Source organism: Bosea sp. RAC05 (assembly GCF_001713455.1).
Classification (GTDB): Bacteria; Pseudomonadota; Alphaproteobacteria; order Rhizobiales; family Beijerinckiaceae; genus Allobosea.
On the sequence record NZ_CP016464.1, the window covers coordinates 1,733,984 to 1,759,366 of the forward strand.

The 25,383-nt window shown below is 69.3% G+C and carries 24 protein-coding genes; 15 read left to right on the forward strand and 9 right to left on the reverse strand.

Annotated features, from left to right (window positions below; translation table 11 throughout):
* Positions 1-82: 82 nt before the first annotated feature.
* Complete coding sequence (gene rpmI, locus BSY19_RS11665) at positions 83-283, forward strand: 50S ribosomal protein L35 (protein WP_069054318.1); 201 nt, start codon at positions 83-85, stop codon at positions 281-283.
* Positions 284-311: 28 nt separating this feature from the next.
* Positions 312-692 carry a 50S ribosomal protein L20 gene (gene rplT / locus BSY19_RS11670; protein WP_069054319.1) on the forward strand — a complete coding sequence of 127 codons (381 nt, stop codon included), beginning with the start codon at positions 312-314 and terminating at the stop codon, positions 690-692.
* Between the two features lie 154 nt (positions 693-846).
* On the opposite strand, the gene BSY19_RS11675 is transcribed toward rplT, so the two are convergent.
* The 4 genes from BSY19_RS11675 to BSY19_RS11690 are packed head-to-tail and all read right to left on the reverse strand — an operon-like array spanning position 847 to position 3,308.
* The gene (locus BSY19_RS11675; protein WP_069054320.1) at positions 847-1,629 is read right to left on the reverse strand and encodes an LOG family protein; all 783 of its coding nucleotides are present in this window, start codon (positions 1,627-1,629) and stop codon (positions 847-849) included.
* Positions 1,630-1,661: 32 nt separating this feature from the next.
* Positions 1,662-2,279, reverse strand: coding sequence for an SCO family protein (locus tag BSY19_RS11680; protein ID WP_069054321.1), 618 nt, complete (start codon positions 2,277-2,279; stop codon positions 1,662-1,664).
* Between the two features lie 8 nt (positions 2,280-2,287).
* Positions 2,288-2,833, reverse strand: a complete 546-nt coding sequence (locus BSY19_RS11685; protein ID WP_069054322.1) for a hypothetical protein — start codon at positions 2,831-2,833, stop codon at positions 2,288-2,290.
* Between the two features lie 4 nt (positions 2,834-2,837).
* Positions 2,838-3,308 (reverse strand): hypothetical protein, encoded by a 471-nt coding sequence (locus BSY19_RS11690; protein WP_083247549.1) that lies wholly within the window; start codon positions 3,306-3,308, stop codon positions 2,838-2,840.
* Positions 3,309-3,436: 128 nt separating this feature from the next.
* Here BSY19_RS11690 and pheS point away from each other — a divergent pair, with 128 nt between their 5' ends.
* From pheS to BSY19_RS11720, 6 genes are all read left to right on the forward strand, one after another.
* Entirely contained in the window at positions 3,437-4,519 is a 1,083-nt protein-coding gene (gene pheS / locus BSY19_RS11695; RefSeq protein WP_069054323.1) for a phenylalanine--tRNA ligase subunit alpha, read from the forward strand.
* A 28-nt stretch (positions 4,520-4,547) separates the two neighbouring features.
* Positions 4,548-5,735, forward strand: a complete 1,188-nt coding sequence (locus BSY19_RS11700; RefSeq protein WP_069054324.1) for a ceramide glucosyltransferase — start codon at positions 4,548-4,550, stop codon at positions 5,733-5,735.
* Positions 5,732-8,155: a phenylalanine--tRNA ligase subunit beta gene (pheT, locus tag BSY19_RS11705; RefSeq protein ID WP_069054325.1), complete on the forward strand. Its 2,424-nt coding sequence runs from the start codon at positions 5,732-5,734 to the stop codon at positions 8,153-8,155. Before BSY19_RS11700 ends, pheT begins: the two co-directional genes overlap by 4 nt.
* Positions 8,156-8,352: 197 nt before the next feature.
* Positions 8,353-9,264: an alpha/beta fold hydrolase gene (locus tag BSY19_RS11710; RefSeq protein WP_083247550.1), complete on the forward strand. Its 912-nt coding sequence runs from the start codon at positions 8,353-8,355 to the stop codon at positions 9,262-9,264.
* Positions 9,261-10,340 (forward strand): tartrate dehydrogenase, encoded by a 1,080-nt coding sequence (locus tag BSY19_RS11715; protein WP_069054326.1) that lies wholly within the window; start codon positions 9,261-9,263, stop codon positions 10,338-10,340. The genes BSY19_RS11710 and BSY19_RS11715 overlap by 4 nt, the downstream gene beginning before the upstream one ends.
* A 156-nt stretch (positions 10,341-10,496) precedes the next feature.
* Entirely contained in the window at positions 10,497-11,243 is a 747-nt protein-coding gene (locus BSY19_RS11720) for a TerC family protein (protein WP_069054327.1), read from the forward strand.
* 13 nt (positions 11,244-11,256) lie between these two features.
* Here BSY19_RS11720 and BSY19_RS11725 read toward each other — a convergent pair whose 3' ends face one another.
* On the reverse strand, positions 11,257-11,931 hold the full coding sequence (locus BSY19_RS11725; protein WP_083247551.1) for a 4'-phosphopantetheinyl transferase family protein: 675 nt from the start codon (positions 11,929-11,931) through the stop codon (positions 11,257-11,259).
* Between the two features lie 131 nt (positions 11,932-12,062).
* On the opposite strand from BSY19_RS11725, the gene BSY19_RS11730 reads away from it, so the two are divergent.
* The 4 genes from BSY19_RS11730 (at position 12,063) to BSY19_RS11745 (ending at position 15,065) form a co-directional block, all read left to right on the forward strand.
* Complete coding sequence (locus tag BSY19_RS11730; protein WP_069054329.1) at positions 12,063-12,770, forward strand: AzlC family ABC transporter permease; 708 nt, start codon at positions 12,063-12,065, stop codon at positions 12,768-12,770.
* Entirely contained in the window at positions 12,757-13,089 is a 333-nt protein-coding gene (locus BSY19_RS11735; protein WP_069054330.1) for an AzlD family protein, read from the forward strand. The genes BSY19_RS11730 and BSY19_RS11735 overlap by 14 nt, the downstream gene beginning before the upstream one ends.
* A 126-nt stretch (positions 13,090-13,215) precedes the next feature.
* A complete protein-coding gene (locus BSY19_RS11740) occupies positions 13,216-14,082 on the forward strand; it encodes a branched-chain amino acid aminotransferase (RefSeq protein ID WP_069054331.1) in 867 nt (288 codons plus the stop codon).
* A gap of 2 nt (positions 14,083-14,084) precedes the next feature.
* Positions 14,085-15,065: an NAD(P)H-dependent flavin oxidoreductase gene (locus tag BSY19_RS11745; RefSeq protein WP_069054332.1), complete on the forward strand. Its 981-nt coding sequence runs from the start codon at positions 14,085-14,087 to the stop codon at positions 15,063-15,065.
* A 19-nt stretch (positions 15,066-15,084) separates the two neighbouring features.
* Here the strand turns inward: BSY19_RS11745 and murJ are convergent, their stop codons facing one another.
* The gene (murJ, locus tag BSY19_RS11750) at positions 15,085-16,611 is read right to left on the reverse strand and encodes a murein biosynthesis integral membrane protein MurJ (RefSeq protein WP_069054333.1); all 1,527 of its coding nucleotides are present in this window, start codon (positions 16,609-16,611) and stop codon (positions 15,085-15,087) included.
* Positions 16,612-16,723: 112 nt separating this feature from the next.
* Positions 16,724-17,749, reverse strand: coding sequence for a glycosyltransferase family 2 protein (locus BSY19_RS11755; RefSeq protein ID WP_069057028.1), 1,026 nt, complete (start codon positions 17,747-17,749; stop codon positions 16,724-16,726).
* A 146-nt stretch (positions 17,750-17,895) separates the two neighbouring features.
* Here BSY19_RS11755 and BSY19_RS11760 point away from each other — a divergent pair, with 146 nt between their 5' ends.
* On the forward strand, positions 17,896-18,723 hold the full coding sequence (locus tag BSY19_RS11760; RefSeq protein WP_069054334.1) for a ChbG/HpnK family deacetylase: 828 nt from the start codon (positions 17,896-17,898) through the stop codon (positions 18,721-18,723).
* A gap of 105 nt (positions 18,724-18,828) precedes the next feature.
* Positions 18,829-20,523: a methyl-accepting chemotaxis protein gene (locus BSY19_RS11765; protein ID WP_069054335.1), complete on the forward strand. Its 1,695-nt coding sequence runs from the start codon at positions 18,829-18,831 to the stop codon at positions 20,521-20,523.
* Between the two features lie 85 nt (positions 20,524-20,608).
* On the opposite strand, the gene BSY19_RS11770 is transcribed toward BSY19_RS11765, so the two are convergent.
* Entirely contained in the window at positions 20,609-21,211 is a 603-nt protein-coding gene (locus BSY19_RS11770) for a superoxide dismutase (RefSeq protein ID WP_069054336.1), read from the reverse strand.
* A 334-nt stretch (positions 21,212-21,545) separates the two neighbouring features.
* On the opposite strand from BSY19_RS11770, the gene BSY19_RS27945 reads away from it, so the two are divergent.
* The gene (locus BSY19_RS27945; RefSeq protein WP_069054337.1) at positions 21,546-22,979 is read left to right on the forward strand and encodes a hypothetical protein; all 1,434 of its coding nucleotides are present in this window, start codon (positions 21,546-21,548) and stop codon (positions 22,977-22,979) included.
* A gap of 18 nt (positions 22,980-22,997) precedes the next feature.
* Here the strand turns inward: BSY19_RS27945 and BSY19_RS11780 are convergent, their stop codons facing one another.
* Positions 22,998-25,145 (reverse strand): S9 family peptidase, encoded by a 2,148-nt coding sequence (locus BSY19_RS11780; protein WP_069054338.1) that lies wholly within the window; start codon positions 25,143-25,145, stop codon positions 22,998-23,000.
* Between the last annotated feature and the right edge of the window lie 238 nt (positions 25,146-25,383).

The window sequence follows — 25,383 nt, forward strand, 5'->3', positions numbered from 1 at the left end:
TGCCGTGGCGGTCGATCTTTGCTTCCAGCAAGCAAACATGAAGCGGCGCCGTTTGCGCGCTCGCGACCTATGAGGAGCGAAAATGCCCAAGATCAAGACGAAATCGGCCGCCAAGAAGCGGTTCAAGATCACCGGAACCGGCAAGGTTATGTACGCCCAGGCCGGCAAGCGTCACGGGATGATCAAGCGGACCAACAAGCAGCTCCGCAATCACCGCGGCACCACCGTCCTCTTCGAGGGCGATGCGGCCAACGTGAAGAAATATTTCCTCCCCAACGGCTGACGCCCCCTAACCTTTCCGGAGATCGAACATGGCTCGCGTGAAACGGGGCGTAACGTCCCATGCCAAGCACAAGAAGACACTCAAGGCCGCCAAGGGCTTCTATGGCCGCCGCAAGAACACGATCCGCGCCGCCAAGGCGGCCGTCGATCGCTCGATGCAGTACGCCTATCGCGACCGCAAGAACAAGAAGCGCTCGTTCCGCGCGCTCTGGATCCAGCGCCTGAACGCCTCGGTGCGTGAGCACGGCCTGGTCTATTCGGTGTTCATCAACGGCCTGCACAAGGCCGGCATCGAGCTCGACCGCAAGACCCTCTCGGCGATGGCCATCGACGACGCCGCCTCCTTCACGGCGGTGGTCGAGGCGGTCAAGGCCGCGCTCGCCGCCGAGCCGCAGGCCCAGGCCGCCTGAGCTTTCGGCTTCGACGAGATACGGAAAAAGGCCGGCAGCGATGCCGGCCTTTTTTGTTTGCTCAATGTCGTCATTCACGGGCGTAGCGAAGCGGAGACCCGAGAATCCCTTGAAGGAGATGCTCGGGTCTTCGCCCGAGCATGACGCGGATGCTCTAAGTCTGCACGCCATCCTCCGTCGCCGGGCGCCAGTTGTCGCCCGCGCCCTCGACGATGCGGGCATAGGCCTCCTCCGGCGTATCGGCATAGGCGAAGAGGGCGAGGTCCTGCGCCCGGATCAGCCCGGCCTGCGCCATCACCTCGAGGTTCAGCAACGCCTGCCAGTAGGCGCGGTCGTAGAGCACGATCGGGACGGGGCGCATCTTGCCGGTCTGCACCAGCGTCAAGATCTCGAAGAGTTCGTCGAGCGTGCCGAAGCCGCCGGGGAAGACCACCAGTGCGGCTGCCCGCATCGCCAGATGCATCTTGCGCATCGCGAAATAATGGAAGCGGAAGGTCAGATCCGGTGTCGACCAGGCGTTGGGCTCCTGCTCATGCGGAAGCGTGATGTTGAAGCCGATCGAGAGCGCGCCGGCCTCCGTCGCACCGCGATTGGCGGCTTCCATGATGCCCGGCCCGCCGCCGGTGGCGATGACGTGGTCGCGCCCGAGATCGCCCGGCGCCAGCGCGCCGCCGCGCTCCGAGGCGAGCTTGGCGAAGGCCCGCGCCGCCTCGTACCAGGGCTCTCCCTCCCGCACCCGCGCCGAGCCGAAGACGACGATCGTCGAGAGGATGCCGCGGGCGCGCAAGTGGTCCTCGGCCTTCTGGTATTCGAGCATGAAGCGCACGCCGCGCGTCGAATCGCCGAGGATGAAGTCGGGGTCGAGCGCCGCCAGGCGGTAGGAGGGCGAGGCCTTCTGCGCCGTGCTGTCGCGCGGCGGGACGTCGGCTTTGGGCATCGCAGCGATTCCTGTCCGGGTTGGGCGTCAGCCTACGCCAGATAGGAACGCAGCACCGCCACCATCCGATCCGCGCCGGTGTTGTGCGGCAGCAGCGTCAGGAAACGCCCGTCGCGGTCCATCAGATAGGTCAGCGAGCCATGGTCGACGCTGTGCTCGCCGGGGCCGTGATGCGGCAGCGTCAGCTTGCGCCGGTGGACCTTGTAGGCCTTCGCCACCGCGGCGATCTGCGCCTCGCTGCCGGTCAGCCCGATCAGGCGGGGATGGAAGGCGCCGACATAGGCCGCCAGCACGGCGGGCGTGTCATGGGCGGGATCGACGGTGACGAAGAGCGGCGCGACGCGATCCGCCAGCGGGCCGAGCCCGTCCAGCGCCTGCGCGATCGTCGGCAGGTCGATCGGGCAGGTGTCGGTGCAGCGGGTGAAGCCGAAATAGACCAGCATGAAGCGCCCACGGAAGTCGCCGTCGCTGACGGCCTTGCCGCTGTGGTCCACCAGCGAGAACGGCCCGCCGAACCGCCCCGCCAGCGGATCGGGCCGGGGGGAGGCCGCGGCGTGCCCGGCATGGCCGTGATGCTGCGCCAGCGCCGGCAGGCTCCAGCCGGCGGCGAGCCCGGCCAGCAGAGCGCGTCGCGTCGGGCTTGCCCGCATCCTCGCGCTCAGGGCTTCGGCTTGGGCACGAGGCCCTTGATACCGAGCGGGCCGGTCTCGGCGATGATCGCATTCGCCTCCGGATCGGCCCGCCACCATTCCGGCGCGGCGCCGTTGCGGGCCTCCCATTGCGTCTTGAAGCGCTCGGTCGGCGTGAACGGGGCTGTACTGCCGGCCTCGCGGACGCCCTGCGCGAAGAACAGGGTGATCGCCGGGTTCTCGATCAAGAGCCCGTCAGCCTCGACCTCCCGGCCGCAGAAGCCGGCGAGATCGGGCGCAGCCCCGGCGAAATCGACCTGCCCCTTGCCGACCAGCCGGAAGCGCCCATCCGCATCGAGAATGCCGAGCTGGCGCTTGCCGGCGCCGCAATCGGGCGCGCAGACGCCCTTGAGATGGCAGAGCGCCTCGATGACGCGCCCCTTCAGCACGACCGGCTTTTCGTGCGGGATGCCCCAGGGCTCGGCGGCCTGGGCGACGACCGGAGCCAAGGCGGCCAGCGCCGCGACGCCAAGCCCCGCTGCGCTCCTCAGGATGAGGGCTGAAAACGTGCCCATCGCCTCAGTTCCCGAACGGCTGGATGCCGTGCTCGTCATGGGTCAGGTTGATCACGCCCTTGTCGTCGGCGATCTTGTCCACGAGCAGGTATTTCACCCCGTCGCGCTCGAGCAGTTCGCCGTCCACCGTGACCTCATGCGCCATCAGCCGGGCGATGCGCGGATTGGCGGCGCTGTCGCTGTCGTCGCCGATGCGCAGGATCAAATAGAGCGCGCCATCAGCGTCGCGGATCGCGACGGGAATGCCGCCGAGCGCGCACCAGACGGCGCATTGGTGATGGGCGCTGCCCTTGGCGAACATCAGCCCGCTGACCGTGCACCAGCTGTCGGCGATCTCGCCGGTGATGCGCACGCGCGCCCCATCCTGCGCCAGGGCCGGCCCGGCAAGGCCGAGCGCCAGCAGCACAGCGGCGATCGGGGCGCGCAGCCGCCGCCACAGGGCCAGGCTCGGACGCGTTTGCGACAGCCCTGTCATGAAGCGGCGCCCATCATCGTCAAACCCCCGGGATTTGCGAGCGCCAGCCTGCTTTGCCGGCGTGATTGCCTCTAGCATCGAGGCTGGCGACACCCTAGAAGATGCCTCGCAAACGGACCAGAGCAGGCATGAACGAGATCGATCACTTGGGCGCGAGCCTTCTTGCCGAGATTGCCCAGGCGCAGGACGAAGCCGCGCTGGAGCAGGTCAGGATCGGCGCGCTCGGCAAGGCCGGCTCGATCTCGGCGCTGCTGAAGACGCTGGGCGCGATGACGCCCGACGAGCGCAAGGAGAAGGGGCCGCTGATCAACGGCCTGCGCGACCAGGTCCAGACGGCGCTGTCGGCCCGCAAGGAGGCGCTGGCCGAGACCGCGCTCGAGGCCAGGCTGTCCGCCGAGACGATCGACGTCTCGCTGCCGGTGCGCGAGGGGCCCGAGGCGCGCGGCCGCATCCACCCGATCAGCCAGGTCATCGACGAGATCACCGCGATCTTCGGCGACATGGGCTTCTCGATCGCCGAGGGACCTGATGTCGAGACCGACGACCTCAACTTCACCAAGCTGAACTTCCCCGTCGGCCATCCGGCCCGGGAGATGCACGACACCTTCTTCTTCGCGCCCGATGCGAATGGCGAGCGCAAGCTGCTGCGCACCCACACCTCACCGGTCCAGGTCCGCACCATGCTGGCCCAGCAGCCGCCGATCCGCGTGATCTGCCCGGGCCGCACCTACCGGATGGATTCGGACCAGACGCACACGCCGATGTTCCACCAGGTCGAGGGGCTGGTGATCGACAAGAAGGCCCATATGGGCCACCTCAAGTGGATCCTCGAGGAGTTCTGCAAGGCGTTCTTCGAGATCGACACGGTCAAGATGCGCTTCCGGCCGTCCTTCTTCCCCTTCACCGAGCCCTCGGTCGAGGTCGACATCCAGTGCTCGCGCAAGGGCGGCGAGATCCGCTTCGGCGAGGGCGAGGACTGGCTCGAGATCCTCGGCTGCGGCATGGTCCACCCGAACGTGCTGCGCAATTGCGGGCTCGATCCGGAAATCTACCAGGGCTTCGCCTGGGGCATGGGCATCGACCGCATCGCCATGCTGAAATACGGCATGCCGGACCTGCGCCCCTTCTTCGAGGCGGATGTGCGCTGGCTGAGCCATTACGGCTTCCGCCCGCTCGACCTGCCGACGCTGACCGGCGGTCTCTCCGCGTGAGTGCCGCCGCCAACCGGAGGGCGATGTCATGACGGCCGCGGGATGGGCAGGCCTGTTCGCCGCGCTGCTCGTCGCGACGAACCTGCTCTGCCAGGCGATCGCGTACATTCGCCTGCGCCGCCGCGACCGGCAGACGGCCCTGCTCGCGGCGCGGCCGCCGGTGACGATCGTGCGCCCTCTGCGCGGCATCGAGGCCTTCAGCCGCGAGACGGCGATCTCCGGGCTCGAACTGGATTATCCCGACTACGTCACGATCTTCGCCGTCGCCGATGCGGACGACCCCATCGTGCCGATGGTCGAGGAGCTGATCGCCCGCTATGGGGCGGATCGCGTCAAGCTCGTGACCGGCGACGTGCCGGTCAGTGCCAATCCCAAGCTCAACAACTGCGTCAAGGGCTGGGAGGCGGCCCAGACCGACTGGGTCATCCTCGCCGATTCCAATGTGCTGATGCCCAGGGACTACATCCAGCGCATGCTCGCCTCCTGGGGGGAGGAGACCGGGCTGGTCTGCTCGACTCCGGTGGGCTCGCGGCCCTTCGGCTTCTGGTCCGAGCTGGAATGCGCCTTCCTCAACACCTTCCAGGCGCGCTGGCAGTTCGCCGGCGAGGCCTGCGGCTTCGGCTTCGCCCAGGGCAAGTCGATGCTCTGGAACAAGCCCTTCCTCGATGCCCGCGGCGGCATCGCCGTGCTCGGCGAGGAGATCGCCGAGGATGCGGCGGCGACGAAGCTCGTGCGCCGCGCCGGCAAGCATGTCCATCTCGTCGGCCAGCCCTTCGAGCAGCCTCTCGGCGAGCGCAGCCTGCATGACGTCGTCCAGCGCCAGTTCCGCTGGGCGCGGCTGCGGCGCGTCACCTTCCTGCCGTTCTTCCTGCCCGAAATCCTCTCCGGCCCGCTGCTGGCGGTGCTGGCGGCGGCCATCGCGCTGCCGTCCTTCGGCCTGTCCGCCTGGCTCGCCCCGGTCCTCGTGCTGCTGCCCTGGTACGCGGCCGAGCTGGCGTTCGCGCGCGGCGTCGGCTGGTACGGCTCCTGGCGCATGCCGCTGGCGCTGCTGATCCGCGACATCGTCTTTCCCGGCGTCTGGGCCTATGCCTTCGTCGCCCGCGAGGTCAGCTGGCGCGGCAACGCGATGAAGATCAAGACGGACGGGGAGGACGAGCTGAACGCCGCGCCGGCCCCGATGTCCCATGCAATGACGAGAAGTGACGGACGCTCATGAAGTTCACCCTGTCCTGGTTGAAGGATCATCTCGACACGACCGAGCCGGTCGAGGCCATCGCCGAGGCCCTGACCCGCGTCGGGCTCGAGGTCGAGGGTATCGAGGACAAGGCCAAGGCGCTCGCCGCCTTCACCGTGGCCTATGTGATCGACGCCAAGCAGCATCCCAATGCCGACCGGCTGCGCGTCTGCCTGGTCGACACCGGCGCCGGCGAACCGGTGCAGGTCGTCTGCGGCGCGCCCAACGCCCGCACCGGCATGAAGAGCGTCTTCTCCCCGCCCGGCACCTATATTCCCGGCAAGGACATCACGCTCGGCAAGGGCGTGATCCGCGGCGTCGAATCCAACGGCATGCTGTGCTCGGCCGCCGAGCTGCAGCTCTCCGAGGATCATGACGGCATCATCGACCTGCCGGCCGACGCTCCCGTCGGCCAGTCCTACGCCGCCTATGCCGGCCTCAGCGATCCGGTCATCGAGATCGCCGTGACGCCCAACCGGGCTGACGCGCTCGGCGTCGCCGGCATCGCGCGCGATCTCGCCGCCGCCGGTCTCGGCAAGACGACGACGCCATCGGCCGCGTCCGTGCGCGGCAGCTTCCCCTGCCCGGTCGATGTGAAGCTCGAACTCGCGGCCGAGGACAAGGCGCTCTGCCCGGCCTTCGGGCTGCGGCTGGTGCGCGGCGTGAAGAACGGCCCCTCGCCGGACTGGCTGCAGGCGCGGCTGCGCGCTGTCGGCCTGCGCCCGATCAACGCGCTCGTCGACATCACCAACTTCATGACGCTCGACCGCAACCGCCCGCTGCACGTCTTCGACGCGGCCAAGGTCAAGGGCGACCTCGTCGTCCGCCGCGCCCGCGACGGCGAGACCATCGTGGCGCTCGACGGCAAGACCTACACGCTGACCTCCGAGCAGGTCGTCATCGCCGATGAGGCGGGCGTCGAGTCGATCGCCGGCATCATGGGCGGCGAGGCCTCGGGCTGCGACGAGGGCACCACCGACGTGCTCGTCGAGAGCGCGCTCTGGGACCCGCTCAACATCGCCCGTTCGGGCCGTGCGCTCGGCATCACCTCCGATGCGCGCTATCGCTTCGAGCGCGGCGTCGATCCCGATTTCTGCCGGCCGGGGCTGGATCTCGCCACGGCGATGATCGTCGAGCTCTGCGGCGGCGAGCCCTCCGAGATGGTCTTTGCCGGCGAACTGCCCGAGAGCGCCCATGCGATCGACTTCCCCTGGTCCGAGGTCAAGCGCCTGACCGGGCTCGACCTGCCGGTCGTCGAGATGAAGCTCGCCTTGACCTCGCTGGGCTTCCACGTCTCGGGACCGGGCGAGCGGGTCAAGGTCGCGGCCCCCTCCTGGCGGGCCGATGTCGGCGGCAAGGCCGATCTCGTCGAGGAGATCCTGCGCATCGCCGGGCTCGACCGCGTCGTCTCGACGCCGCTGCCGCGCATCGCCGGCGAGGTGATCAAGCCCGTCCTCACCGTGCTCCAGAAGCGCACGCGCCAGGCCAAGCGCCTGCTCGCCAGCCGCGGCATGGTCGAGGCCGTAACCTGGTCCTTCATCGACCACGAGGCGGCCAAGCTCTTCGGCGGCGGCTCGCGCCAGCTCGTGCTCGCCAACCCGATCGCGGCCGATCTCTCCGACATGCGGCCCTCGCTGCTGCCGGGCCTGATCCGGGCTGCCCAGGCCAATGCCGATCGCGGCCATGGCGACGTCGCGCTCTTCGAGGTCGGCCAGATCTTCCAGAACGACCAGCCCGAGGGCCAGCTCATGGCGGCCACGGGCCTGCGCCGGGGCACGGCGAAGCTCGAGGGGGCCGGTCGCCACTGGGACGGCGCGGCCAGGCCCGTCGATGCCTTCGATGCCAAGGCCGACGTCATGGCGCTGCTGGCCGGGCTCGGCGTCCCGACCGGCGGGCTGCAGGTGGTGGCCGGCGGGCCGGCCTGGGCCCATCCCGGCCGCTCCGCGACGCTGCGCTTCGGCCCCAAGGGCGTCATCGGTGCCTTCGGCGAGGTCCATCCGCGCATCCTCAAGGCGCTCGACGTCAAGGGTCCGCTGGTCGCCTTCGAGATCCATCTCGATGCCCTGCCGCTGCCGAAATACAAGCCGACCAAGGTCAAGCCGAAGCTCTCGCTCTCCGGCTTCCAGCCGGTGACGCGCGACTTCGCCTTCATCGTCGACCAGGCGACCGCTGCCGGCGAGATGGTCAAGTCCGCCCAGAACGCCGACCGCGCCCTGATCTCGGATGTCTCGGTCTTCGATCTCTACGAGGGCCAGGGCGTCGAGCCCGGCAAGAAGTCGGTCGCGCTCGCGGTCACGCTCCAGCCGGTCGAGAAGACGCTGACCGAAGCAGAGATCGAGGCGGTCGGCGCCAAGATCGTCGCCGAGATGGCCAAGCGCTACGGCGCGGCGCTGCGGGGGTAGGGGAGCGAGATGCTCGGGCTCGCCCCGGACCTCTCGCAAACCGGCGCTCCCTCGTTTCGGGATACTCGGGTCTGCGCGCGGCGCAGCCCGAGACCGACATGTCGCCACCATTGATTGGGATTGTGTAATAATCGCTGCGCGCAATTCCGCCGGAATGAGCGTACGCGCTTGAGACCGCACACTCCGACGTGGCGCCCATGCCCCTCACCGATCTCCCCGTCACCGACAGCCTCTTCCCTGGCTTCCGGCTGCTCGACGTCACCACCTCGGGCGCGCGCATCCGGGTGCGGACGGGCGGGCAGGGGCCGGCACTGCTGCTGCTGCATGGCTATCCCCAGACGCATGTGCTCTGGCACAAGCTGGCGGAGCGGCTGAAGGACCGCTTCACCCTCGTCTGCGCCGATCTGCGCGGCTATGGCGACAGCGACAAGCCGCTGACCGACCCCGAGCACTTCCCCTATTCCAAGCGCGCCATGGCGCTCGACATGGCGCAGGTCATGACGCGGCTCGGCCATCACAGCTTCATGGTCGGCGCGCATGACCGCGGCGCCCGCGTCGCCCATCGACTGGCGCTCGATCACCCCGAGCGCGTGACGAAACTCGCCACGCTCGACATCGCGCCGACGCGTGAGATGTATGAAGGCACCACCGACGCCTTCGCCCGCTCCTATTGGCACTGGTTCTTCCTGATCCTGCCGGCGCCCTTCCCGGAGAAGATGATCGGGGCCGATCCGGAAGCCTACTGGCGCAAGAAATGCGGCTCCGGCGCGGCGGGGCTGAAGCCCTTCGCCCCGGAAGCGTTGGCTGAGTATCTGCGCTGCTTTTCCGATCCGCGGACCATCCATGGCTCCTGCGAGGACTATCGCGCCGCTGCCACCATCGACATCCGCCATGACGACGAGGATGGTGGCCGCAAGCTGACGCAGCCGCTGCTGGCGCTCTGGGGTGAGAACGGCATCATCGGCAAGTGCTTCGATCCGCTGGCGCTCTGGCGCCTGCGCGCGGAGAACGTCCAAGGCCGCAGCCTGCCTGGCGGGCATTATCTGGCCGAGGAGATTCCCGATCTCGTCGCCGCGCAATTCATCGCCTTCTTCGGAGACAAGTCATGAGCCGCACCAACCGCGTCTATCGCATCGCCGCCATCGCCGGAGACGGCATCGGCAAGGAGGTGATGCCCGAGGGGCTGCGCATCCTGGAGGCGGCGTCGAAGAAATACGGCTTTGAACTGCGGCTGGACGAGTTCGATTTCTCCTCCTGCGACTACTACGCCAAGCACGGCAAGATGCTGCCCGACGACTGGAAGGACCAGATCGGCGGCCATGACGCGATCTTCTTCGGCGCCGTCGGCATGCCCGCGCAGGTGCCGGACCACATCTCGCTCTGGGGCTCGCTGCTGCTGTTCCGGCGCGAATTCGACCAGTATGTGAACCTGCGCCCGGTGCGGCTGATGCCTGGCGTGCCCGGCCCGCTCGTCGGCCGCAAGCCCGGCGACATCGACTTCTTCGTCGTCCGCGAGAACACCGAGGGCGAGTACTCCTCCGTCGGTGGCCGCATGTATGCCGGCACCGAGCGCGAGATCGTCATGCAGGAGACGGTGATGAGCCGTGTCGGCGTCGACCGCGTGCTGAAATACGCCTTCGAGCTCGCCATGCGCCGCCCGCGCCGGAAGCTGACCTCGGCGACCAAGTCGAACGGCATCGCCATCACCATGCCCTACTGGGACGAGCGGGTGAAGGAGATGGCGAAGAAGTACCCCGATGTGAGCGTCGACCAGTACCACATCGACATTCTGACCGCGCATTTCGTGCTGAATCCGGACCGGTTCGACGTCGTCGTCGCCTCCAACCTGTTCGGCGACATCCTGTCCGACCTCGGCCCCGCCTGCACGGGCACGATCGGCATCGCGCCCTCGGGCAACATCAACCCGACCGGCGACTATCCCTCCCTGTTCGAGCCGGTGCATGGCTCGGCGCCCGACATCGCCGGCCAGGGCATCGCCAACCCGATCGGCCAGATCTGGTCGGCGGCGATGATGCTCGACCATCTCGGCGAGACGGAAGCCGCCAAGGGCATCGAGGCCGCCATCGAGCGGGCGCTGGGCGATGCCCGCACCCGCACGCGCGACCTCGGCGGCTCGCTGGGCACGGAAGCCGCCGGCAAGGCGGTCGAGCAGGCGCTGGGCTGACGGACTGGGAACCTCGCGCGCCGCCCGCCGTTGGGAGCGAGGCGGCGCACAGCCGACGATTTAGCTGCCCTTTGGCCGCTCGGGCCTCTTGCGTTGAGCGGTCCGTGAGGTCACAGGAGGGCGCATTGCCCCGATCGATCAGGAATTGACTGACCAATGGATTTTTCATCCTCCACATTCTGGGTCTCGCTGCTGCAGATCATCTGGATCGACCTGCTGCTGTCGGGCGACAACGCGGTCGTCATCGCGCTCGCCTGCCGCTCGCTGCCCGAGAAGCAGCGCAAGGTCGGCATCTGGCTCGGGGCCTCCGCGGCGATCGGCCTGCGCATCATTTTCGCGCTCGTCGTCACCTACCTGCTGCTGGTGCCCTATCTGAAGATCATCGGCGGCCTGCTGCTGTTCTGGATCGCGGTCAAGCTCGCGCTCGGCGAGGATGAGAGCCATGCCGAGATCGACGGTGGCACCACGCTCTGGCAGGCGGTGCGCACCATCGCCATCGCCGACGCGGTGATGAGCCTCGACAACGTCATCGCGATCGCCGCCGCCTCGCGCGGGCACCCCGAACTCTTCATCTTCGGTCTGCTGCTCTCGATCCCGCTGATCATCATGGGAGCGCAGTTCCTCACCACGATCATCACCCGCTACCCGATCCTGATCTGGATCGGCGCGGCACTGCTGGGCTGGATCGCGGCCGAGATGATCCTGGGCGACATTGCCGTCCTGCGCTGGCTTCAGGTCAACATGCCGACCTGGATCAAGCCGGTGCCGACGGATGTCAGCGCCATCGGCATCGCCCCGGCGAACCTGCCGCACTACGTCACCTCGGTGATCGGCGCCGCGCTCGTCTGCGCGATCGCCTATGTGCTGAAGCAGCGGCGCGGTGGGCACGCGGCCGAGGGCTGAGCCGCCCTCCGCCCTAACCGATGACCACGATCGCGGCGGCCAGGATCTCCTGGCCGCCGTTTTCGATGGTGCGGCTGACACCGCTCGCGGCCGCGGATTGGGCCCCGTCACGCACCCTCAGCTGCCCCGCCGACGAGAGCGAGACGGCGAAGCTCTCGGGGGCGCGCGCGAAGCCCGAGCCCAGCGCCTTCACATAAGCCTCCTTGGCGCTCCAGAGCCGCGCGAAGGCCAGCGCGCGGTTCTCAGGCGGCTGGGCGAGCAGCCAGGCCGATTCCTCCGGGTGCAGGACGCCAATGGGCGGGTGGGCGCTGTCGTCCACGGCCTCGACATCGACGCCGACGGGCTGGTGGGCGAGCGCCACCGCGACGACGCCGGCCCGTGTTGCCAGCGAGAGATGCAGCCCGCTCCCGCGCGGATGCTCGACCAGGGGCCGCCCGCGCCCGTCATGGCCGATCGCGATGGCCTCCCGCGGCAGGCCGAGTTGCTGCGCCAGGATGCGGGCCCCCATGCCCCGCCGCAGCGCCGAGCGCGCGGGCAGCGTCGCCGGCCGCTCCGGCGTCGCCACCAGCCAGACGGCCGGGAGGTCGGCGGCGATGTCGTCGGGAGAGGAAAGCCAGATCATGGCGGCAGGATAGGCCAGGGCGGGGGCGCTCGCCATCGCCCCGGCGCCGCCCTGTGCCAGGCTCATGTGGCCAACCCGCCCGGCGGCGTTGACCTGCGGCCCGCTTCGGCCTTGGAAGGAGCGTCCGTCGCCCGCTCTCGGCGAGGCGGCGCAAGTGCGGGCCGCGACAGGCCCGCGCACGGGGAGAGAACGGGTTCATGGAGGAAGCTCCGCCACAGACGAGCGCGGCCGGCATGCGCCTGGGCATGCGCAAGGTCATGGTCCTGGTGCCCGGCGTCGTCGTCTTCGCGGTCGCCTTCGGCGCGGCGGCCTCGGCCAAGGGGCTGAGCCTCGTCGAGACCCTGCTGATGAGCGCGCTGGTCTATGGCGGCATCTCGCAGCTCGTCGCGATGGAACTCTGGCGGCCGGAGTGGACCTGGGGGGCGATCGTCGGGCTCGCCGTCGTCACCGCCACCGTCAATTCCCGGATGATCCTGCAGGGCGCCTCGCTGCAGCCCTGGTTCGCGCCCTATCCGAAGGCGCTGAACGCGCTCCACCTGTTCTTCTTCACCGACGCCAACTGGGTCATCGGCACACGCTACCGGGCCGAGGGCGGCCGCGATCTCGGCGTGCTGATCGGTGCCGGCCTGCTGCTCTGGGTGGTCTGGATCCTGTTCACCGGCCTGGGCTACTGGCTCGGCGCGCTGGTCTCCGATCCGCGCGCCTTCGGCATCGACCTGGTCATGCCGATCTTCTTCGCGGCGATGATCGTGCCGCTCTGGCGTGGCCGCCGCGCCGCCGTGCCCTGGGTCGCCGCGGGCCTCGCCGCGCTGCTGACGGCCAAGCTGGTCGAGGGCTACGCCTTCATCATCGTCGGGTCCCTGACCGGTGCCGTCGTGGGAGCGTTCAGCGATGACGCTGCCTGATCTCGGCTCCGCCAATCTGGGCGCCTGGGGCGCCGTCATCGCGATCCTCGCCATGGCGGTCGCGACCTATCTCTGCCGCATCGCCGGCGTGGTGCTGATGGGCTTCATCCCGCTGACGCCCCATGTCCGCCGCGGGCTGGCGGCCCTTCCGGGCTCGATCATCGCCGCCACCGTCCTGCCCCTGATCGAGCGGCTCGGGCTGGCGGCCGGCGTCGCGCTGCTGGCCGCGATGGGCAGCATGATCCTGCGACGCAACGAACTGCTCGCGCTCGTCGTCGGCATGAGCGTGATCGCGGGCCTGCGCGCGCTGGGGTTTTGATCCATCACCGCCGCCGATCGCTTCCATCACATCCCGTCATCGGGTTGTGCGGGGCTGCATGTTGACGAGGGAAGGTCGGGGGCAGACGGTGCGCGCATCGTCGATCGTGACACACGGGAGCGCCTGATGGCCTGGTATTCGCAGACTTGGACCTGGTTCGAGGGAGAGTGGCACGAGGGCAACCCGCCGATCATGGGGCCGCGCAGCCATGCGACCTGGCAGGGCTCCTCGGTCTTCGACGGCGCCCGCTGGTTCGACGGCCTCGCCCCTGATCTCGCGCTCCACGCCGCGCGCGTGAACCGTTCCGCGACCGCGCTCGGCCTGAAGCCGACGGAAACCGCCGAGACGATCATCGCCAAGGCCCATGAGGGCATCAAGAAGTTCAAGGGCGACGTCGCCCTCTACATCAAGCCGATGTACTGGGCCGAGGCCGACGGCATCTCGACCATCATCCCGGACGAGGACTCGACGCGCTTCTGCCTCTGCCTGTTCGAGGCGCCGATGGGCCTGCCGCCCAACGGGCTCTCGGTGACGCAGGGCGTGTTCCGGCGTCCCACGATCGAGACCGCCCCGACCGACGCCAAGGCCGGCTGCCTCTATCCCAACAACGCCCGCACGCTGCGCGCCGCCAAGGCCGCCGGCTTCGACAATGCGCTGGTGCTCGACATGCTCGGCAACGTCGCGGAGACCGCGACCTCCAACATCTTCCTCGCCAAGGACGGCGTGGTGAAGACGCCGGTTCCCAACGGCACTTTCCTGAACGGCATCACCCGCCAGCGCGTCATCGGCCTGCTGCGGCAGGACGGCGTCACGGTCGAGGAGACCAGCCTGCGCTACAGCGATTTCGAGCAGGCCGACGAGATCTTCTCCTCGGGCAACTACTCGAAGGTCGTGCCGGTCGGCCGCATCGACAACCGCCAGCTCCAGCCCGGCCCGCTCTACCGCAAGGCCCGCGAGCTCTACATGGACTTCGCCAACAGCAAGTCCGCCTGAGCATGGCGCGTCTCGTCACAAGGCTGACGCGGCAACTCGGCATCGAGCACCCGGTGCTGTCGGCGCCGATGGCGCTGGCGGCGGGCGGCGCGCTCGCCGCCGCCGTCACCCGCGCCGGGGGCTTAGGGTTGATCGGCGGCGGCTATGGCGACGGCGACTGGCTCGAGCGGGAGTTCGCCCAGGCCGGCAACACCCGCACCGGCTGCGGCTTCATTACCTGGTCGCTGGCGAAGCAGCCGCACCTGCTGACGGCCGCGCTGGCGCATCGCCCTGCCGCGCTGATGCTCTCCTTCGGCGATCCCGCGCCCTTCGCCGCGGAGATCGCGGCGGCCGAGATCCCGCTGATCTGCCAGTGCCAGTCGCTCGACCATGTTCGCCAGGCGCTCGATGCCGGGGCGGCGATCATCATCGCGCAGGGTGGCGAGGCCGGCGGCCATGGCCATCGCCGCGCGACCTTCCCCTTCGTGCCGGAGGTTGCCGATCTGCTGGCCCGCGAGAGCCCCGAGACGCTGCTGCTCGCGGCGGGCGGCATCGCCGACGGCCGCGGCTTGGCGGCCTCGCTGATGCTGGGCGCTGACGGCGTGCTGGTCGGCACCCGCTTCTGGGCGAGCCGCGAGGCGCTGGTCCATGCCAGGCAGCAGGAGGCGGCTCTGGCGGCCACCGGCGACGGCACGGTTCGCACCTCGCTGCCCGACATCGCCCGCCGGCTCGACTGGCCGAAACCCTTCGACATCCGTGTCGCCGCCAATGCCTTCACCGCGCGCTGGGCCGGCCGCGACGAGGCGCTGAAGGCAGCGATCGAGCTGGAGGCACCGGCCTATCGCGACGCCTTCGCGGCCGGCGATCCCGACAACGCCGCCGTCATCGTCGGCGAGGCGGTGGGTCTGGTCGCCGATGTTCCGGGCGCCGGCGAGATCGTGACGCGCATGGTCGACGAGGCGGCGGTGCTGCTGGGCGAGCGCGCGCGGAGCTTTCTGGGCTGAAGCCGCAGCCCGTTGCCGGCTACCGCAGCAGCCGGACCGTCCCCGAGAGCTTGAGCCCGACGGCGAGCACCGCCGCATAGAGCAGGGCGGCGAGCACGCTCACTGACGCCACCGCGACGAGCCGCGGCTCATGCGGGAACCCGGCCGTCGCCGCGAGCAGGGCAGGGGCCGCGAAGCGGGCCGCGACGCCGGCGACGAGCGCCGCGCCGAGGGTGACCGCGACCAGCACCCCAAGCCGCGGATCCGGCTTCGCCCAGCCGCGCCGGATGCCGAGGACGAACAGGGTCGCGACATTGATCCAGGCGCCGGCCGCCGTCGCCAACGCCAGCCCGGCAGCGCCGAAATCGCGCCACAACAAGAGCTTGAGCGCGACATTCGCGCCGATGGCGGCGAGCGAGACGAACATTGGCGTCGTCGTGTCGCCCCGCGCCTGGAAGGTCGAGACCTGGGTGCGGATCAGCACGATCGCCGGCAGCCCGACCGCATAGGCCAGCAGCACCGCGCCCGCCGCCTGGCTCGCCGCCGCATCAAAACGCCCGCGCTCGAACAGGGCCGAGACGATCAGTTCGGGGATCGCGAGGAAGGCCGCCGCGAAGGGCGCCGCCGCCACCACCGTCAGCGCGATCGCCCGGTTCTGGGCCCGGTCGGAGGCCGCCTCGTCGCCGGCCGCGATCAGGCGGCTCATCGTCGGCAGCAGCACCGTGCCGACACCGATCGCGATCACGCCGATCGGGAGCTGGTAGAGCCGCTCGGCATAGTACAGCGCCGCATAGGCGCCGGCCGGCAGCAGCGAGGCGATGATGGTGTCGGCGAAGAGCGCGATCTGCACCCCGGCCGAGCCGATCACCGCCGGGCCGAAGGCCTTGAAGAAGCTCTTCACATCGGCATCCAGCCGCGGCCGGGTCAGGGCAGCGGCGACGCCCGCGCGGCGCGCGGCGAAGGCGAGCAACAGCCATTCCAGCACGCCGGCCACCGCCATGCCCCAGGCCGCGGCATAGGCGGCGTTGGGGAACAGGAAGGCGACGGCGAGCGCTGCGACGAGGCAGAGATTCATCAGGATCGGCGCCGCGGCAGCGGCCGCATAGCGGTCGACCGCATTGAGATTGGCCGAGAGCAGCGTCACCAGCGTGATGAAGAGCAGGTAGGGGAAGGTGATCCGCGTCAGCGCGACCGCCAGGTCGAAGCGCTGCGGATCATTCGCGAAGCCCGGCGCCAGCAGGCGCACGATCTCGGGCATGAAGGGCAGGGCGATCGCCACCAGCACGAGCTGGACGATCAGGTTCAGGCTGAAGACGCGGTTGGAGAACAGCGCGGCCGCCGCCTCGCCGCCCTGCTGGCGAATGCGGGCATAGGCCGGGATATAGGCCTGGTTGACCGCACCCTCGCCGAAGATCGCCCGGAAATGGTTGGGCAGCCGCAGCGCCACCGAGAACGCGTCCATCAGCGCGCCGGCGCCCAGCACGGCCGCCAGCACGATATCGCGCACGAAGCCCGAAAGCCGCGAGAGCAGGGTGAAGCCGCCGACGGAGAGGATTTTCTTGAACATCGCGGCTCCGGGGCTGTCGTCGTCAGCCCTCATCCTGAGGAGCCGCATAGCGGCGTCTCGAAGGATGGTCCAGTGCGGCGCCACGGGCTCACCGTCATGGCGAGCGCAGCGTCTACCGGATCAGCGGCGGCAGCGCGTCGCCGCGCGGATGGTCGACCGTGCGTGCATCGAAGCCGACGCGCTCTCCGATCAGGTAGAGCGGCCGGCGCTTCACCTCCGCGAAGATGCGCCCGACATATTCGCCGATCATCCCCAGCGAGACGAGCTGGATGCCGGAAAAGAACATGATCGAGACGATCAGCGAGGGAAAGCCGGGCAGGTCGGTGCCGAAGAACAGCGTGCGCAGCACGAAGAACAGCGCCGTCATCGCCGCCATCACGGCGATGACGACGCCGGCCCAGGTCGCGATCTTGAGCGGCACGGTCGAGAAGGACGACAGCCCGTCGAAGGCGAAGGAGAACAGCTTGCGGTAGCGGAATTTCGAGACGCCGTGCTCGCGCTCGGCGACGTCGAAGGAGACCCCCGTCGAGCGGAAACCGACCCAGGCGTACAAGCCCTTCGAGAAGCGCGCCCGCTCCGGCAGCGCCCGCAGCGCATCGACCACCTTGCGGTCGAGCAGGCGGAAATCGCCAGCGCCTTCCGGCAGCTCGGTTTCGCCGAAGCGGGCGAAGAGCCGGTAGAAGGCCTTGGCGAAATTGCGCTTCAGCCGGGTTTCGCCGTCGCGGTCCGAGCGCTGGCCATAGACGTTGAGATAGCCCTCGCGCCACTTCTCCAGGAAGAGCAGGATCGTCTCCGGAGGATGCTGGAGATCGGCGTCCATGATCACCACCGCATCGCCCGAGGCATGGTCGAGCCCCGCCGCGATCGCGATCTCCTTGCCGAAATTGCGGCTGAACGAGACCGCGCTGACGCGCCGGTCCTGGCTCGCCAGCAGGCGCAGCACCGCCAGCGTCCCGTCCCGGCTGCCGTCGTCGACGCAGACCAGCTCCCAGGAGGTCACCGCGCCGTCGAGCACCTGTTTCAGCCGCTCGAACAACAGCGGCAGATTCTCGGCCTCGTTATGGACGGGAACGACGATCGAGAGCTCCGGCCGGCTGGAGTGGCCGCGCGGTGCGGGCGAAGCGGAAGGGGGCTGCATCTCGGACACGCGGTTGACCTCTCGGCGGCTTCGCCGGCGCGGTCCCTTCGATGCCGGACGATGCCGGATGACGGGGCCTGTGCGGAACCGTAAAGCTTGCGGGCGCTCTTAGCGCAAGGCGCCTGAACAGAGGACAACAAACCGGCATGGCGAGCGGATTTGTTTTATGCGCCGACGATTTCGCCCTGACCGACGGGGTCAGCCGCTCGATCCTGGCGCTGCTCGAAGCCGGCAGGCTTTCGGCGGCCGGCGCGATGACCAACCGTCCGCATTGGCGCGGCTTCGCGGCGGCGTTCGGCGCGCTCGCCGACAAGGCCGATCTCGGCCTGCACCTCAACCTGACCTGCACCGCCCCGCTCGGCGCGATGCCGCGGCTGGCGCCGGGCGGCGAACTGCCCGCGCTGCGCGATCTCGCCCGTGCGGCCGCCACCTCGCCGACGGCCCGGCACGAGATCGCCGCGGAGATCGCCCGACAGCTCGACGCCTTCGAGGATGGGCTCGGCCGCCCTCCGGACTTCATCGACGGGCACCAGCACGTCCATGTCCTGCCGGGCGTGCGCGGCGCGCTGCTCGACGCCGTGTCGAAGCGCTATCCGAAGGGCAGTCTCTATTTGCGCGATCCGCATGACTCGCCGGTCGCGATCCGCGCGCGCGGCGTCGCCGTCGGCAAGGCCCTGACCATCTCCGCCCTGGCGCTGGGGTTCCGGCACGCGGCGCTGCGGCGCGGCTTCCCCATCAATCGCGGCTTCTCCGGCGTCGCTCCCTTCGATCCGGCACGGGACTTCGCCGCCGACCTGCAGCGATTCCTGCTGCGACCCGGTCCCGCGCATCTGGTGATGTGCCATCCGGGCTTCGTCGACGACGAGTTGGTGCGGCTCGATCCGGTCGTGGCGACGCGGCCGGTCGAGCATGCGGCGCTGATGGCCTTCGAGCCGCAGGGACTGACGATGGTCCGCTTCGCCGGCCTCGCCTGAGCGGCTGCGCAAGCCATTCCTTAACCAAGCGGTTGCTACACTCCCGTCGGGTTGTTTCGGTGGCCTTTGCAGCCAGTCGGGACGCATGCGAGGACTGTGCCGGCCATGATGTCGTTCAAGCGAGCGGGGACCACCGAAACCGCCGCGCAGACACTCGCCCCGGCCCGTCGCTGGGGCCGTTCGCTCAGCAGCCAGATCGCCGCCGCCGCTGTGGCCATCGTGGCGGCTGCCATCATGCTCGTGGTCTTCGCCGCAGCCCGCTACAACGACGCCAAGACACGCGACGACCTCGAGCAGAAGATGAAGTCGCTGGTGCTGATGGTGGTCAACGCCTCGCCCTCGCTGATCCTGGCGCGCGACACCAACACGCTCGGCTACATTCTGGGGTCGCTCCAGCGCGACCCCGATTTCGAAGCGGGCTTCATCGCCGACGATCTCTCCGCCCTGGCGAGCGCCGGTCGCAACGAGGAGGCCAGGCTCGCCCTGACGCCACGCGTGGTGACGGCCCTGCTGAAGCGCGATCCCTGGGAAATCCTGAAGGACACCGATTCGGTCGAGGTCGAGGACGACACCTACGTCACCAAGCTGCATGTCGTGCGCGTCGGCGGGCACCGCAAGCAGATCGGCTATGTCGCCCTGCGCTTCGACAAGTCGCGTCTGCTCGAACGCGCCGGCTTCGAGCAGACGGCGACCATCGCCTTCGGCATCCTGATCCTGCTCGTGCTCGGGCCGCTGCTCTGGTTCTCGCTGTCGCGGACGATGAAGCCGCTGCGCAACATGACGAAGGCGATCGTCAGCATCTCGGACGGGCAGCTCGACACCCCGATCGATGCCCTGGCGCGCCGCGACGAGATCGGCGCCATCGCCCATGCGCTGGGCGTGCTCAAGCTGCGGCTGGCCGAGCGGGCGGCCCTGCAGGAAAGACAGCATGTCAGCGAAGCCGAGCGCCGGCTGCACCAGCAGCGAGTTGATGAGGCGATCGGGCTGTTCCGCGGCGAGGTCGGCGTCGCGCTCGAGGCCTTCAAGAGCAATGCGGACCGGATGAGCGAGGCCTCCGACGGTCTCGCCCGCGTCGCCGCCGAATCCTCGGGGCGCGCCGCGCGCGCCGCCCAGAACGCCCATGGAGCCTCGGGCAATGTCGAGAGCGCCGCCCAGGCGGCCGAGGAGATGGGCGCAGCCATTCGCGAGGTCGAGTTCCAGATCCGGCGCGTGCGGACCGAGATCGTCGAGGCGGCCTCGATCTCGCGCGAGACCGCGGGTTCGGTGCGCGCGCTCGACGAGACCGCGCGCGCCATCGGCGAGGTCGTCAACCTGATCCGCGACATCGCCGCCCAGACCAACCTGCTCGCCCTCAATGCCACCATCGAGGCAGCGCGGGCCGGCGAGGCGGGGCGCGGCTTCGCCGTCGTCGCCTCGGAGGTGAAGAGCCTGGCATCCCAGACCGCCGACGCGACCGATCGCATCGTCGCGCAGGTGGGGGCCATCCAGAGCGCCACCGGCCAGGTGGTCGGATCGATCCAGACCATCGCCGACCGCATGAATGCGATCGAGAACTTCGCCAATTCGGTCGCGGTCTCGATCGAACAGCAGGCGATCGCCACCGGCGAGATCGCCTCGGGCGTCGCGATGGCGAGTTCGTCCGCGCTCTCGGTCTCGAGCGACCTCAGCGTCCTCGCCGATTCGGTCGAGGAGACCGGGCGCTCGGCCGAGGAGGTGCGCGGCGCCGCCGGCGAGGTCGCCGCCCAGGCGCTGCGGCTGCGCACGACGGTCGACCAGTTCCTGCAGAGTGTCGCCGCCTGAGCGTCGCCCAAGCGTTTCCGATCGTCTCTGCGGACACAAAAAAACGGGGCCTCGCGGCCCCGTTTCGCATTGATCCGGCGAAGGCTCAGGCCTTGGCGGCGGCGTCGTACATCTCGGCCACATACTCCCAGTTCACCAGGCTCTCGAGGAAGGCCTTGAGGTAGTCGGGGCGGCGGTTGCGGTAGTCGATATAGTAGGAGTGCTCCCAGACGTCGCAGCCGAGAATGGGGCTGGCGCCGTTGACCAGCGGGCTCTCGCCATTGGGGGATTTGGAGACGGCGATCTTGCCGCCCTTGACCTCGAGCCAGGCCCAGCCCGAGCCGAACTGGCCGACGCCGGCGGCGACGAAGTCTTCCTTCATCTTCTCGACGGAGCCGAAGGAGTCGACGATCGCCTTCTCCAGCGCGCCGGGGATCTTGCCGCCGCCATTGGGCTTCATCCACTTCCAGAAGTGGAGGTGGTTGTAGTGCTGGCCGGCATTGTTGAACACGGCCGCGTTCTTGCCGTGCGAGGCCTTGACGATCTCCTCGAGCGACTTGCCCTCGAATTCCGTGCCCTTGATCGCGTTGTTGCCGTTGTTGACATAGGCGAGGTGGTGCTTGTCGTGGTGGAACTCCAGCGTCTCCTTCGACATGAAGGGCTGCAGCGCGTCATGGGCGTAGGGCAGGTCGGGAAGGGTGAAGGTCATGGGGGCCTCTCCGTGGCTGGCAAATCGCGTGGACTGAGAATGGCTTGCCGCCAGGCGGCCTGGGCAGGGTGGTCCCCGGTGAGGGCGCCCGCCATTCGCCTCGTTAGTTAAGCCTCCGCCGCCTCCCCGGCAACCGCCGCCCCTGCGGAACCGGCCCGCCGCGCCCTGCGCCTTTGCGCCTCACTCCCGCCTGAATCGGCGCGCTTAGCGAAGGCCGGAATTGAAACGCTCTCTTATTCAATACGTTACATGATGGCAGCATCGGCCGGTCGCTGAACGACCGGATCAACGAATTGCCGGAATTGCTTTCGGGCACTGTGCCGAGGACGCGTCTTTGATCATTTTCTTCATCCTGCTGGGGCTCGGCTTCGTTGGCGGCGGCGCGGTCGCGATCGTCGATGGCCTGCCCTACATGGTCCTCGAGCGTGGCTTCACCCAGGTCATCATCGGCACGGTGGTGGCCGTGGCGGGCGTGATCCTGCTCGCTCTCGCCTGGGTTCTCGTCGAGATGAAGCGCCTGAAGTGCAGCCTCTCCAATGCCGCGATGGCAATGTCGCTGGCCTCGATGGCGAGTGGGGCGACGGCGGCGCCGGACCAGGCCACCGCAAAGCTGCAGGCCGCAGCCGACGGGATGGGGGTGGCGGTGCCGGGTCTGGCGGCTGCCGGAGCCCTCGCAGCGGCCGGCATCGCGGTGGCGCAGCCCGCCGCCCCCGAATCGCCAGAGACGCCGCCGGAGGCCCCGGCGCATCCCGATCTCTTCAGCGCCGAGCTGTCGAAGGTGTTCGCCGAGCCGATGCCGGCCTCTCCGGATGACGCCGACACCGCTCGGGCGCGACTGGACGCGCTGCCGACCTTCGACCCGTTCCAAGCGATGGGGCAGCACAGCGCCCCCGAGCCGGCCGTTCCGGCGGTGAGCGCGGAGGCGGAGCCCGCTGCCATCCTCCCGCCCGTGCCGGAGCAGGTCCCGGAGGCCGAGGCGCCGGCGGACGACGCTGCGATTCGCGCGGACGAAGACGCGGCCGAGACACAGGCGCAGACCGCGTCCGAACCGGAGCCGGCCGCGACGGAGGGGCCCGAGCCCGCAGAGGCGCAGGCCGAGATGCCGGCTCCGCCGCCCGTGGCCTCCGACATCGACGATCCGCTGACCCCCGACGCCCCCACCGTGGGGCTGCGCGACGTGCGCGACGACGAGTTCGACCGGCTGCGCGAGAGCCTGGCCGATCTGGGGCTCGGCACGCGTCCCCTGGGCGGGCGGATCGAACCCTCGTTCGAGGGCGCCCCCGGTCCGGTTGCCGGCCGGCTGGACGATCTCGCGGCTGCGTCGAGCTGGATGGAGCCGGCGCTCGGCCGCCGGGCGAATTGGCCCGAGCCGCCGGAGGCCCCGGGGCTTCCGCCGGAGCGTGAAGCCGCACCGGCCGATGTGTCGCAGCCGTCCTGGCCGGTGCTCGATGCCGCGGACCGTCCCGTGCCGGCCTGGCCGCCGCAGACGCATTCCGCGCCGGAGCCGCACCTCGACGAGGCGGAGGTCCCGCCCGCCGAACCGGCGGCCCCCGCGCCGACCCAGCCGGCCGAGCCGGAGCCCGCCGAACTGCCGCCCGCAGCCTCCGACGAAGGCATCGTCGGGGCCTATCAGGTCGGCGAGGCGCATTTCACCATCTATGCCGACGGCTCGATCCAGGCCCGCACCCCCGATGGCGATTACAGCTTCGCCTCGATGGACGAGCTCAAGATCTATCTCGCCAGCGAGAAGACCCGGCTCGGCAGCTGACCGAGCCCGCCTCCGGGCTCAGGCGTCGGCATCGGCCTGCGGCCAGCCTTCGCCTGCGGCCCGGATCGCGAAGGCATAGGCCAGCGCGGTCTCCTTGAGCGAGTCGAAGCGCCCCGCCGAGCCGCCATGTCCGGCGTCCATGTTGGTGTGCAGCAGCACCGGCCCGCCACCGGTCATCGTGGCGCGCAGCCGGGCGACCCATTTCGCCGGCTCCCAGTAGGTCACGCGCGGATCGGTCAGCCCCCCCATCGCCAGGATCGGCGGATAGGCCTGGGCCTTGACGTTGTCATAGGGCGAATAGCTGCGGATCGTCTCGAAGGCGGCGATGTCGCGGATCGGATCACCCCATTCGGGCCATTCCGGCGGCGTCAGCGGCAGCGTGTCGTCGAGGATCGTGTTCAGCACGTCGACGAAGGGCACTTCGGCGATGATGCCGGCGAAGAGGCGAGGGGCCATGTTGGCGACCGCCCCCATCAGCATGCCGCCCGCGCTGCCGCCCTCCGCGACGATGCGGCCGCGCGCGGTGAAGCCGCCATCGGCCAGCGCGTCGGCCGCCGCGATGAAATCGGTGAAGGTGTTGGTCTTCTTCTCGCGCTTGCCGTCGAGATACCAGCGCCGGCCCTTGTCGGTGCCGCCCCGGACATGGGCGATGGCATAGACGAAGCCGCGATCGACGAGGCTCAGCGGTCGCGTCCGGAACGACGCCGACATCGCCGAGCCATAGGAGCCGTAGCCATAGAGCAGGCAGGGCGCCGAACCGTCGAGCGGCGTGTCGGCGCGATGCAGGATCGAGACCGGCACCTCTTCACCGTCCTTCGCCCTGGCGAAGATGCGCCGCACCCGGTAGTCGGCCGGATCATGGCCGGAGGGAACCTCCTGCCGCTTCAGCAGAACACGCACACCGCTGGCCATGTCGTAGTCATAGGTCTCGGCCGGGCGCGCCATCGAGGCGTAGATGAAGCGCAGCGTCTCGGTCTCGAACTCGTAGCCGGCGTCGAGCCCCAGCCCATAGGCCTCCTCGTCGAAGGCGATGCTGCTCTCGGCTCCCGAGGCCATGTCGCGGATGACGATGCGCGGCAGTCCGTTCTCGCGCTCCAGCCGGATCAACCGGCCCTGCAGGCACAGATGGCTCAGGATCAGGCAGCCCGGCCGATGCGCAACCAGATCGCGCCAGTTCCCGGGGCTCGGATCGGCCACCGGCGCGGTCACGATCTTGAAGTCCTCGGCCCCGTCGGCGTTGGTCCGGATCAGCAGCGCGTCGCCGAGATGGTCGACATCGTATTCGCGGCCAACCGCCCGAGGCGCGATCGTCACCGGCACCGCGTCGGGCACGGTGAGGTCGAGCAGCCGGATTTCCGACGTCTCGTGATCGTTGATCGAGATCAGCAGGAAGCGGCCGGACTGGGTCTCGTCGATGTCGACGAACATCCCGGCATCGCTCTCCTCGTGCAGCAGGGTATCCTGGTCGGCGCTCTCGCCCAGGCGGTGGCGCAGCACCCGGGACGGGCGGTGATCGGCATCGACCCCGACATAGAAAAAGGCGCGGCTGTCGGCCGCCCAGACGACCTCTCCGGTCGTGTCGGGCACGATGTCGGGCCGGTCCTCCCCGGTGGCGAGGTCGCGCACGCGGATCCGGTGCAGCTCGGAGCCCGCCTCGTCGGCACTCCAGGCGAGCAGGCCGTGGTCGGGGCTGTGCGCCGCGTCGCCGAGATCGAAGAAGTCCTTGCCGTCCGCGAGCGCATCGGCGTCGAGCATGATCGTTTCGCGGCCCTTGCCCGAGCGCGGCTTGCGGCAGATCAGCGGATGCTCGCCGCCCTTCCGGTAGCGCGAATAGTAGAGATACGGCCCGTCGGGCTGCGGCACGCTGCTGTCGTCTTCCTTGAGGCGCCCGCGCATCTCCTTGACCAATTCGCGCTGCAGCGTGCGCGTCGGCGCCATCAGCGCCTTGGAATAGGCGTTCTCGGCCTCGAGATGCCGGCGGATATCGGCCGGAAGCGCCTGGGGGTCGCGCAGCACCTCTTTCCAGTTGGGCGCCCGCAGCCAGTCATAATCGTCCTGCAGGGTGACGTTGTGAACATGCGTCGTCTTGGTCCGCACGTCGGCGCGGGGCGCGCTGACCCGTTTGGTGGCGCTGGTTCTGGAGCCGGGGCGGGAGTTCGAGCGCATCGACGACGGTTCCTTCAGGCGGAGGCTCCGACAGGTAGAGAGCGGCCGCGCGACTGGCAAGATCATGCCGCAGCGGCAGATGCGCCACCCGCGGCGGCGCCGATACCATGATCTTCTGACGGCATAGCAATATTTGGAATGGATAAATCGTATTCGCAGCCGCCCGATCGCTTGCGGGTGGATAGGTCATGGACTACAGGGAGCGTAACGGTCCGCCGAGCTCGTGTCTGAGTCGTTA